Raw genomic sequence first — 12,250 nt, 5'->3', positions numbered from 1 at the left:
CACTCCTGCGCTCCCCGTATCGGGACTGCAAAGATAAAAACTTTTTCCAAACTCACAAAATTTATTTACCTAAAATTAATGTGATTTCTGAAAGATTATCCTCTATCGGAGCTTTAATTTTATTACCTACCTAAAGGCTCTTCTGCGCTTACTTTCTAACTTCCGTTTTTCAGTGGGGCAAAGATAGGGCAAGACCTCTATATAAAACAAGTGTTTGCAGATCTAATATTTTGATTGTGGAAAACTAAAAAGCTAAACCATTGACGAGATAAGGCTTAGTAAATACTTTGGAGTTATCCACAATGATCATATTAAGACATTTATGGTTAGAATGTAATTATTATATATTTGATGAGGGTTAAATCAATCTATATTATTGATATATTAAGTGTATAAAAGTGTTGAATGCTTAAACAAAATGCTTTGTATTTTCATTTATTAAAAAGCAAGAAATGAAAAATTGGTAAATTATACGATGCCGCTCCTACAGAGCTCTCTTTATCACAATGAATTGTTCTACAAACGTCTTGCTCCTCCGGAGCAAATTAAAAAAATAACTGGAAATCAATAAATTGCAATTGTGTTCAAAACCTCAAAATCCTGAGGGATAATATGTAGGAGTGAAAGCTGTTATATTGAAATTGCCTATTAAGTGAGTCATTATTTTTTTGACAAACCGTGATTTGTTAACCCCATTCCTAGCCCCGATAGAAACGGCATCCTTTTTTGTTGCGGATGGAGCGAAGCGGAAGCCGTAACAAAAAAGATATAGTGGATAGCGGGATGAAGCTCCCTAGAAAGAAAAATAAATTGGGGTGAAAGTTTATTTTGAAAAATTGAGTTTTTAACCTCAAAAAAATCGTTTAACCAATACCTTATATATATAGTATCCTATTAAACAACCAATAGTGTCGGCTACAATATCTAAAGTTTCCATAGATCTGCCTAGACGCATTTCTTCCTGCAATATCTCTGTAAGGAAAGCATAGATAAGGATGATCTGAAAAAAATAAGAGAATTTGATTCTCGGAAACGCTGCAATAAATGTAAAGCCAAGCATCGCAAAGATTCCCAAATGCAGAACTTTATCAATCCCGTTGAACATAAAGAAATATTCGTGGTTTTCTACGCCCGGACGCAGAAGCATATAAGTAAGAAATGCCCAATAAATGGGCAGTATCTTTGTAAATATGTTTGAAATCTTATCCAATGATTGCCTGATATTCTTCTGCAGAAAGCAATTCTGACTGATCTGCACCGTCAGCAATCTCTATTTTGATGATCCATCCGTTTCCGTAAGGTTCAGTGTTTAGCAATTCTGGCTGGTCTTCTAAAGCAGCATTGAACTCAATCACTTTTCCTGAAATCGGTAAGAACAAATCTGAAACTGTTTTTACAGCTTCTACACTTCCGAAAACGTCTCCGCCATTGATGTCATCATCTACAGTATCTACATCTACGTAAACAATGTCTCCCAATTCTCCCTGTGCAAAGTCTGTGATCCCAATCGTAGCAATGTTACCGTCGATCTTTACCCACTCGTGATCTTTAGTGTACTTTAATTCTGATGGTGTGTTCATTTTATTTTTTTATTTAATAGTGACAAATTTATTCAAAATAGAGATATGCTCAAAGAAAATAAATGATTATTTAATAAGCCTGAAAATTCTTTTAATCTTTGCAAAAACTATGCATCTATGGAACTTAAGAGGAAAAAATGAGGTCATCAAATCCGGCATTGAGGTTGGTAGACCCCATTTTTGGCATTCCAAACCCCAAAAATGAGGTTATCGATCTCAAGGTTGACGTCATGAGCCCCAAAAATGACGTTATACAACCCCAAAAATGACGTTCCCAACCTAAAATTTGACGTTGCGAACCTCAAAAATGGACTTAGGAACGTCATTTAAACCCCGATATAATAATCTCTTACTTTTTCTTTGGAAAAGAATAAGTGTAATTTCTTTTTAAAGAGCCCGAAGCAATATTTCTTTAAAGTATAGACCCACTCATCAGAATTTTTATAGTCTGGCTCACCAAGTTGAAACTCAATTATTCCTGTAGAACTCCCAACCAGAGTGTCTTCCTCTACCATTATTCCTTTAAATTCTATATGTCTGCCCATTTCGTTTATTTTATTATTCTTTTTAATGAATGCCCGCAATTAGTAATAGGTTAGTTTCTAACAGTGTATTTGTCATTCCATAGTAATCTCAACACACTGAAATAATGCAATTTAGATTCCTTCGGAATGACAGATGCACTGTTGAATTTTAGTATTATGATTAAAAACGACCATTCATATTTTTTTTTACTATTTCAAAAAAATTACAAATGCGGGACAGAATTATCCCGCATTTTTGTAACATTCCGTTTGATGAGGATTATGATACATATTCCTTCAAAATTCAAACTGTTACTAACACAAAAAATATCTATTCAGACTTTGCATTTGCTCCTATGGTGTACAAGGTGTTGCACTTCTGTAGATCTGCCCTGCCGGATTGATGCACGCAAAGGCATTCCCAGAACCGGAAAGATCATTGGAAGCAGCAGGTGCCACATTTTTCCAGGATAAAGTTGCAGCTGCTGCAGAACCATCTGTCGTTAGTACCTGATTTGCTAAACCATTAACTGTAGGAAAGGTATAATCACCTGTGCGAGTAGAACCGCTCGAATCTGTATAGAAAAACTGCACCCCTTTGTCATGTCTTACCATAACATTGCCAGATTGCAGATTACCAGCTGTTTGAGATGCCTGGCTAACGAGATTAATATAATTTGCACCTGCAACACTACCGGAAGAAAGCTCCATATGATTATATCCTACGACACCTTTAGAGTCTAGTTTTATAGTGGAACCCCCTGAAGTTGCGAAGGTATATAAACTTGATGCTGTATTTGGTGATGCAGAAGTACCATTTCTGCTGCCAATTCTGGATCCCGCAGCCTGCGATACCTCCACATAATTAAGCTCTGTAGCGGTAGGTCTGCTATTGGTATCTCCCTCAAACATTGTTACCCCATTTCCACCAGCACTTGGGTTATTATCTATTACATTGAAACGAGTACCATTTGTATATTCTGTTCTAAAATCACCTGCAACATCCAGTTGTTTGGTAGTTGTGGTTTTATTGATGGCAACCCTGCCTGTTTGGTAGATATTCTGTGTATTGCTGGTAGCTTGTGTAGTACCACCTTGTACATACCACGGTTCTGTAGCAGAGCCACTACCAAATGAAGCGGCAGGTACTTTTTTTACCACCCCTGCACTGTTGGCTACCAATACATCATCTGCTGCTGCACCTGCTGTAAGACCTTCTAGTTTTAATGGGTCTGCTGTAGCTTTTACGTGCAGAGTATTGTCTGGTGCATCTGTCCCGATACCCATATAACCATTGGCTAAAACCACCATTGCATTATTTTGGGTAAGAGCATCTGTACCATTACCTACAATAAACAATGAGTTATCTACAGGTATATTGTATTTTCCTACTACTGCGGCATCGGGCATAGTAGTAGTTATGGTATTACCTGTACCTGCTACCAAGGTATTGCTGGCGTTTACGGTATTTTGAGTACCCATCATTAAAAAATGACTACTACTAGTTGTACTCGTATTCTTAAAACCACCCACTATAGCACCCACAGGCCCAGCATCGCCAGATAATGAGTTCTCTCGCCCTCCAATAATATTACCATTACCACTAGTAGTACCAAGTGTATTTGAATAATTCATTACATTTTGGCGACCGGTTACTAGGGAGTTTTGAAAAGAATTGCCGAGATTATTTCTGTCGCCACTTACCATTGAGGCCACAGAGCCAGTACCAATAACATTTTGTGTACCTGTTGTAAACCCATTACTAGAGCTTACATCATTTCTATTACCAAATATAGCTGCGTAGCTTCCACTACCACCTGATACTGCTAATTTATGTCCTGCACCCCAAACAAAGCTACCTGTTGGTAATGTAGTAGCATTAAAGGTGGTTGCAGGAAACGCTCCTACATCCATCGGGCCTGCACCACCAACAAAACTACCTTCTTGGGTAAAAACAGCTCTTGCAACGCCTTTTACACCAACAACAAAGTTATTGCCATCTGCTGTACCCACATAGTTGGTGGTACCTACAGCCACTGGTACTGAAATGGTTGTACCTCCGTTTGTTCCTGTGTTTCCTGTAACATGCCAGTCGGTAGGACCTACAGCGGCGGCTCCACTAAATTTTTGCCAAATAGCACCATCAAAATAATAGTAGCCAGCTCCATCTACGTTAATGGTTTTTTTTGTCGCTACTCCTGCATCAGAGCTTACGCTGGTTGCATAAACAATAGCTCCTTTCTGAGGAGTATCATACTGTGCATCAGCCGATTTTATCTGATCACCCGTCAGTCTTGGTGCTATAATTCCTTCTGGTTTTGTGCCATCTGTAGTTTTTGCGGTTACGTCTAAAGTTGCTTTCGGGGCTTCATTGTTAATACCCACTTGCGAGTAAACTATTGAACTTAGCATTAAAGCTCCTAAAAGAATGATATTTTTTTTCATTATGAAATGTTTTTAATTGTTTAGTTGTCTATTTGTGGCGTATATTTTATGATTTGCCACGAATGCACGAATGTTTTTGTTAATTGCTATTGAACTTAAGTCTGAGAATGACAGATACTCTGTTGTATCTATCTATACTGTCCGAAAAAGGCTTCTACTTTTCCTTCGTCGTCAAAATAAATGCAAAGTTTTTGGGTCACAAGACCAAACCAGCTTTTGCGAACCGTGATGATCCACTCATCAGAATCGTATGCAGTTTCTATGTGCTCAAATAGTTCCAGTATTTGATTTTTGCTTTTTCCACGTAATCCTGTTATTTGCATTTTGTTTTTTACATTTATGATTTAAGAAAAACCCAACCCAACAGTATTTATTATAAAAGCACTCCTCATTTTGCCGGGCTGGGTAAATAATTTACACAAATGAAAAAAAAGGAGGAGGTCGTGAGATTTTTAAACTCAGTTTTTGAAAACTGGTAGCATGAATAGCTATAATGTTTTTGATAGATAGATTGAAAAATTTTCTTTTACCTAAAGAAAATAATTGAAAATGGTTGAGAAAACCATTTGAATAGGAAGAAAAACCAGATGCAACACTACAACTTGCTTTTTGTAATGCGAAAAAAGATCTCTCATTACCAAACGTCCGAAGAAAAACATCGTCTTTTGCAATATTTTGCGGTGGTATTTTTTGAATATCTTTCTTCCGAAACTTTACCGTTTTGGTTTTGGCTACAAGCTGCTTCTTGGGATCTTTATCCTGATGATCAAATATTGCATCTGCAGACAAACTATTTTTGCCATAGATACTTGCTCCTCTTTCAACATATACTTGCCCTAAGTTTTTGTGAGAAGATTGTACGATTCGGGAAGTAAATGCAGAATCTTTGGAGAAAACAGCAGCATCTGATGTGATGCATATTCTCGCATCTTCTGTTAGAGTAATCTCTGTAGAAAGAGAAACCGTATGGTTTGCAGCCAAAAAACCATTGGCACCGAAGAGTGCAAATAGCAAAAAAACAAAGCTGCATTTTTTTATCATTTCTTGTGTATTGAAATCCGGAGTTATAATTCCGAACCGCAAAACACACCAAATTCTCAGAAAAGACCTAAAAATAGAATCCCTTTAGGATACCATCGGGATTTTTTCAAGGTACCACTAAGATACCATTTGAATATAAAATTCTAAAAATCAATCAATTAAATACCATCTAAATAATCATACAAATCAATTTTGGGATCAAGATTTAATCTCTTTCTCAATTTATTTTTTCTGTTTTGGATGGCTTTTGGCGTTACAAATTGGTATTCTGCAATATCTTTTGTCGATAATTTCAGTTTTAGCATACCGCAAAAATGTAATTCGTATTGGGAAATATCGGGCAATATTTTCTTAAGATTATTGCAATACTCAGGATATACTTCCTGAAATCTCAACAGAAAGGCAGGATCATTATTTTTGGCTAGTTCTAATACTTCTGCAAAAGAGTCATTCACTTTGATTTCCAGCTTTTGCTTTTCGTGGATGATTTCCGAGATCTTCAATTGACTTTCTTTTATTAAGCTTCTGCTTTTTTTGATTCTGAAAAAATACAAGAAAACCAACCCAAGTATGATGACCAAAGCAACGGCAATAAGGTAATTGATTGTTATAGAATATTTTTTGTAAAGGGTTTGCTTTTCTTGTTCCTTTTCTTGTTCAATTTCATCTAATGGTTGTTTTAGACTCTCCTTTTCAATAGCTGCTAAACTGTCCTTCAGTTTTGCATATTTTCCATAATAAAAATTGGCTTTTTCTGTTTTTTTCAGAGAATCAAATGTTATCGCCAACCCCATATAAGATTGCTCTCTAAGCTCCAAATCATCAAATTCCAATCCTTTTTCAAACATTAAAATTGCTTCTTGGTAATTTTTCACTTTTAGTTCTACTTCACCCATCATTCCTAAGATTCTTGCCTCCATCAACTTATCGTTTCCTTTTTCGGCATAATGAAGTGCTTTTTTATAGTACATTTTTGCAGTCAAATAATCTTTCTTTGACAAATAATTGATACCTAGATTAGAATATGATGCACTTAAATTGAAATTATTTACTTCTTTCAATTGTAAATCTTCGGAAAGAGCTTTTTTATCATACTCTATAATATTATCAATACTTGCACCCATCTCATCAAGATTATTAGAGAAATTAGTGTAAATTTTTGACAATAAACGATGTCGAAAATCATCATTTTCTATTTTCCGAGCAAGAATTATGGCTTTTTTATAATATTTTTCTGCCTCTTTGTATTGGTTGTAGCGTGCATAGCTTTGTGCTTTATTTGCAGCTATGCTTGCTTTAAGATGATAATTGGTAGTTGTTTCTGCATGTTTTTCGGCTAATAAAACAGATTCTAGCATTTTTTTATGATTAAGCATCTTAGCATAATATCTGCTCAATTGATAATAAGACCAGGCAATACCTTCATCATACTCAGATTTTTGAGATAATTCTAATGCATTCTGACAAATTCTTAAAATTCCATCATTATTTTCATTAGGTGAAGAAAACTTTTTATCAACCACTTCCAGCAAGCTATCTACTTTTCTTATAGACAGATCTTGTGCAAGAAAGAATGATGAACAAAAAGTAACCAACAAAGTTAGTTTTAGCTTGTAAAATTTTAAAATCATTTGTGTGTGTGTGTATTTCGGTAATATGTATGTGTCTTTTAAGAATTTACCATTGTTCAAAATTAAAAAATATATTCTATATATAATAATAAGATACAAAACCTAACAACATCTATTCTTTACATACCCTTTTAGCACTATTTGATACTACTGGTTTTTAATATCTAAACAAACATAATACTCCTTAAAAGTAAAGTACTTAATTTTATGGAGAAACAGCATCTAACTGATCTATCTACTAAAAAAGCACGAAGATTCCGTTTGAAATCACAAATGTTTATCACAAAAAATGCCCCAAATAATTGGGGCATCCTGTATTTATTTTGAGAAAATCTTACGCTTGTACGTTGTTTCCACCTAATACGAACGGCTCAACTTCTTTGATCTCTCCGAATTGCTGCTCGTAGTTGGTGATGTTCTGCTGAAGAGCTGTAAGCACTCTCTTAGCGTGAAGTGGAGCAAGAATTACTCTTGAACGCACGTTAGCTTGCTGTACACCCGGCATTAACTGGATGAAATCTACTACAAACTCAGATGGAGAATGGTTTACTAAAGCAAGGTTACAATATACCCCTGAAGCTACCATTTCGTTCAATTGAATGTTGATGTTGTTTGGATCGTTGTTTTGATTTTGGTTGTCCATTTTTTTTGTTTAAAGTTTTATGTTTAAAAAATTCAAGGCTCAAAAATAAATTAAAAGTTTGAACCCTGAACATTAAATTTTGAATTAATTTAGGTCTTCAAATTCTTTCTTAGAACCTACAATTACATTCTGATATTCTTTAAGACCTGTACCTGCAGGAATTCTGTGTCCTACAATTACATTTTCTTTAAGACCGTTCAGACTGTCTATTTTACCTGCAACCGCCGCTTCGTTAAGAACCTTAGTTGTTTCCTGGAATGATGCTGCAGACATGAATGATTTAGTTTGCAGAGCTGCTCTTGTAATCCCTTGCAAAACAGGTGTAGCTGTTGCAGGAAGCGCATCTCTTACTTCTACCAATTTCAGATCTTCACGTTTCAACTTAGAGTTTTCGTCTCTCAGTTCTCTCGCTGTAATCATCTGACCTGGCTTGAATTCTTTAGAATCACCAGCTTCAGTCACTACTTTAAGACCAAACACTCTGTTGTTTTCTTCCAAGAAATCAAACTTATGCTCTAAAGCAGCCTCAAGGAACTGAGTATCACCTCCGTCAACGATAGATACTTTCGTCATCATCTGTCTTACAATGATTTCGAAATGCTTATCATCAATTTTCACCCCCTGAAGACGGTAAACTTCCTGAATTTCATTTACTAAATATTCCTGAACCGCAGTTGGTCCTTTAATTTTCAGGATATCGTCCGGAGTAACTGAACCGTCAGAAAGTGGCGAACCAGCTCTTACGAAGTCATTCTCCTGTACCAAGATCTGGTTTGATAATTTAACTAAATAAATTTTTCTCTCCCCAGTTTTAGCTTCAACGATCAATTCACGGTTACCTCTCTTGATTTTTCCGTAAGAAACTACCCCATCGATTTCTGTAACAACCGCCGGATTTGAAGGGTTTCTTGCTTCAAATAATTCGGTAACTCTCGGAAGACCTCCTGTAATATCCCCTGACTTAGCAGATTTTCTTGGGATCTTGATCAAGACTTTACCAGCCTTAATTTTTTCACCGTCGTTTACCATTAAGTGGGCTCCTACCGGTAAGTTGTAACCTTTCTGCTCAACACCTTTAGAATCTACTACCTTCAATGTAGGTACTGCCTTCTTATTTCTGGATTCAGAGATTACTTTCTCTTCAAATCCTGTCTGTTCGTCAATCTCCAACTGGAATGAAATACCCTGAATAATATCTTCATACTCTACTTTACCAGCATTTTCTGCAATAATTACCGCGTTGTAAGGATCCCATTTTGCAATAAGATCACCTTTTTTCACTTTATCACCAGATTTAACTAATAATTGAGATCCGTAAGGTACGTTAGCAATCATCAATGGAGTTCTAGACTCGTTATCAGCAACCAATCTAAATTCTGTTGTACGAGAAACGACTACTTCAGCAGTGTTTCCGTTTTCGTCTTCAGAAGTAATTGTTCTTACCTCATCCAATTCAACGATACCGTCTCTTCTTGCAGCGATTGAAGGGTTTTCTGATACGTTTGTAGATACCCCCCCCTGGTGGAAAGTTCTCAATGTTAACTGAGTTCCCGGTTCCCCAATTGATTGTGCAGCAATTACACCTACCGCTTCACCCATATGGATTTTCTTACCAGTTGCCAGGTTTCTACCATAACATTTAGCACAAATACCTTTTTTGGTTTCGCAAGTAAGTGGTGAACGTACTTCTAAAGATTCAAGACCCATTTCCTCAACTCTCTTAGCCAAAGCCTCATCAATAATTTGATCAGCATTAGCAACCAATTCGTCGGTTTCAGGATCATAAATATTATGAAGAGATACTCTACCTAAGATTCTTTCAGAAATCCTTTCAACGATTTCGTCATTTTTCTTAAGTGCGGTAACTTCAGTTCCTCTTAATGTTCCACAGTCTTCTTCTGTAACGATAACATCCTGTGCAACATCTACCAATCTTCTCGTCAAGTAACCTGCATCGGCAGTCTTAAGAGCGGTATCCGCAAGACCTTTACGAGCACCGTGAGTAGAGATAAAGTATTCTAAGATCGAAAGGCCTTCTTTAAAGTTTGCAAGGATCGGGTTCTCGATAATTTCCGCACCGGTAGAACCAGCTTTCTGCGGTTTTGCCATCAAACCTCTCATCCCTGATAACTGACGGATCTGTTCCTTAGAACCCCTTGCTCCAGAGTCAAGCATCATGTATACAGAATTGAATCCACCTTGGTCAACTTTCATTCTGCTCATGATCATTTCAGTTAATCCGGCGTTGGTGTTTGTCCAAACGTCGATTACCTGATTATAACGTTCTGTATCTGTAATAAGACCCATGTTATAGTTGGCTCTAATTTCGTCTACAGTTTCAATAGATGTTGCGATCATTTTCTTTTTCTCAACAGGTACAACGATGTCACCTAATGAGAACGAAAGACCTCCTTTGAATGCATTTGAATATCCTAAGTCTTTCATCGCATCCAAGAACTTCACAGTGGTAGGGAAATCTGTATCAGCAAGTACTTTACCAATAACATTTCTTAATGATTTCTTCGTAAGAAGTTCATTAATATATCCTGACTGTTTAGGAACGATCTGGTTGAATAAGATTCTACCTACAGAAGTTTCGATCAATTTTGTTGTGATCACACCATCTTCTTTTACCGGTAGTCTACATCTTACTTTAGCGTTTAATGAAACTCTACCTTCAGCATAAGCGATTTCCGCTTCTTCCGGAGAATAGAATGCAAGACCTTCTCCCAATACTTTTTTCTCATCTGTAGAGCTTAATTCTTTGGTCATGAAATATAGACCAAGAACCATGTCCTGAGATGGTACTGTAATTGGAGAACCGTTTGCAGGGTTCAAGATATTCTGAGAACCTAACATCAATAACTGAGCTTCCAAAATTGCTTCCGGACCCAACGGTAAGTGTACCGCCATCTGGTCACCATCAAAATCGGCGTTGAATGCTGTCGTTACTAACGGGTGTAATTGGATTGCCTTACCTTCGATCATCTTAGGTTGGAAAGCCTGAATACCCAATCTGTGCAAAGTAGGCGCTCTGTTTAGCAAAACAGGGTGACCTTTCATTACACCTTCTAAGATATCATATACTACAGGTTCTTTTCTATCGATAATTCTCTTTGCTGATTTCACTGTTTTTACAATTCCTCTTTCAATCAGTTTTCTGATAATAAACGGTTTGTAAAGTTCCGCAGCCATATCTTTAGGAATACCACATTCGTGAAGCTGTAAGTTTGGACCTACAACAATTACCGAACGCGCAGAGTAATCTACCCTTTTCCCTAGTAAGTTCTGACGGAAACGACCCTGCTTACCTTTCAATGAATCTGAAAGTGATTTCAATGGTCTGTTTGATTCAGATTTTACAGCAGAAGATTTTCTTGTATTATCAAATAATGAATCTACTGATTCCTGAAGCATACGCTTCTCGTTTCTCAAGATTACTTCAGGAGCTTTGATCTCCAATAATCTCTTCAAACGGTTGTTTCTGATAATAACTCTTCTGTAAAGGTCATTTAAGTCAGAAGTTGCGAAACGTCCTCCATCCAACGGAACTAATGGTCTTAGCTCTGGTGGTATTACAGGAAGCACACGCATAATCATCCACTCCGGTCTGTTGATCATTCTTGTGTTAGCACCTCTCAATGCTTCTACAACGTTCAATCTTTTAAGAGCTTCAGTTCTTCTTTGCTTAGAACCTTCGTTGTGAGCTTTGTGTCTCAAGTCGAAAGACAATGCATCAAGATCAATTCTTTTCAGCAATTCCTCAACGGCTTCAGCACCCATTTTGGCGATGAATTTGTTTGGATCTGCATCATCAAGATATTGATTTTCTACAGGAAGAGTTTCCATGATGTCAAGGTATTCTTCTTCTGTAAGGAATTCTTTGTCTTCAAAATCAGAACCATCTAATTTCTTAGCGATACCCTGCTGAATAACAACATATCTCTCATAGTAGATGATCATATCTAATTTCTTAGAAGGAATACCCAAAAGGTAACCGATTTTGTTTGGTAAAGAACGGAAATACCAAATGTGCGCAATAGGAACAACCAAACCAATATGTCCGATTCTTTCTCTACGTACTTTTTTCTCCGTAACCTCTACTCCACAACGGTCACAAACGATCCCTTTGTAACGAATTCTCTTGTATTTACCACAAGCACATTCGTAATCTTTGATAGGACCGAAGATTTTTTCACAGAACAAACCGTCTCTTTCCGGCTTATGCGTTCTGTAGTTAATAGTTTCCGGCTTAAGAACCTCCCCTCTTGAATCCTGTAAAATGGATTCCGGAGAAGCTAACCCGATGGTTATTTTATTAAATCTACTTGATTTATTTTTATTTGACATTTTTTAGATTTTAGATTTTGGATTATAAATTTTGGA

9 protein-coding genes are annotated in these 12,250 nt (G+C 36.7%); all 9 read right to left on the bottom strand.

What is annotated here, in order from left to right:
• Nucleotides 1-850: 850 nt before the first annotated feature.
• The 9 genes from AC4FQ5_RS13545 to rpoC all read right to left on the bottom strand — a co-directional run bounded on the left by AC4FQ5_RS13545 (nucleotide 851) and on the right by rpoC (nucleotide 12,214).
• A complete protein-coding gene (locus AC4FQ5_RS13545) occupies nucleotides 851-1,210 on the bottom strand; it encodes a VanZ family protein (protein WP_491144090.1) in 360 nt (119 codons plus the stop codon).
• The gene (gcvH, locus tag AC4FQ5_RS13540) at nucleotides 1,203-1,580 is read right to left on the bottom strand and encodes a glycine cleavage system protein GcvH (protein WP_491144089.1); all 378 of its coding nucleotides are present in this window, start codon (nucleotides 1,578-1,580) and stop codon (nucleotides 1,203-1,205) included. Before gcvH ends, AC4FQ5_RS13545 begins: the two co-directional genes overlap by 8 nt.
• 326 nt (nucleotides 1,581-1,906) lie before the next feature.
• Complete coding sequence (locus AC4FQ5_RS13535) at nucleotides 1,907-2,125, bottom strand: hypothetical protein (RefSeq protein ID WP_491144087.1); 219 nt, start codon at nucleotides 2,123-2,125, stop codon at nucleotides 1,907-1,909.
• A gap of 333 nt (nucleotides 2,126-2,458) precedes the next feature.
• Nucleotides 2,459-4,549 (bottom strand): phage tail-like protein, encoded by a 2,091-nt coding sequence (locus tag AC4FQ5_RS13530; protein WP_491144085.1) that lies wholly within the window; start codon nucleotides 4,547-4,549, stop codon nucleotides 2,459-2,461.
• Nucleotides 4,550-4,677: 128 nt separating this feature from the next.
• Entirely contained in the window at nucleotides 4,678-4,872 is a 195-nt protein-coding gene (locus AC4FQ5_RS13525; protein WP_491144084.1) for a hypothetical protein, read from the bottom strand.
• A gap of 91 nt (nucleotides 4,873-4,963) precedes the next feature.
• Nucleotides 4,964-5,590 carry a hypothetical protein gene (locus AC4FQ5_RS13520; RefSeq protein WP_491144082.1) on the bottom strand — a complete coding sequence of 209 codons (627 nt, stop codon included), beginning with the start codon at nucleotides 5,588-5,590 and terminating at the stop codon, nucleotides 4,964-4,966.
• 158 nt (nucleotides 5,591-5,748) lie between these two features.
• Complete coding sequence (locus AC4FQ5_RS13515) at nucleotides 5,749-7,320, bottom strand: tetratricopeptide repeat protein (RefSeq protein WP_491144080.1); 1,572 nt, start codon at nucleotides 7,318-7,320, stop codon at nucleotides 5,749-5,751.
• 235 nt (nucleotides 7,321-7,555) lie between these two features.
• Nucleotides 7,556-7,864 carry a DUF3467 domain-containing protein gene (locus AC4FQ5_RS13510; RefSeq protein ID WP_047444864.1) on the bottom strand — a complete coding sequence of 103 codons (309 nt, stop codon included), beginning with the start codon at nucleotides 7,862-7,864 and terminating at the stop codon, nucleotides 7,556-7,558.
• A gap of 84 nt (nucleotides 7,865-7,948) precedes the next feature.
• Nucleotides 7,949-12,214 carry a DNA-directed RNA polymerase subunit beta' gene (rpoC, locus tag AC4FQ5_RS13505; protein WP_491144078.1) on the bottom strand — a complete coding sequence of 1,422 codons (4,266 nt, stop codon included), beginning with the start codon at nucleotides 12,212-12,214 and terminating at the stop codon, nucleotides 7,949-7,951.
• Nucleotides 12,215-12,250 lie beyond the last annotated feature (36 nt).

The organism is Chryseobacterium sp. DT-167 (genome assembly GCF_058310155.1).
The sequence above is the reverse complement of the archived record's forward strand: the minus strand, read 5'-3'. Positions and strand labels throughout refer to the sequence as shown.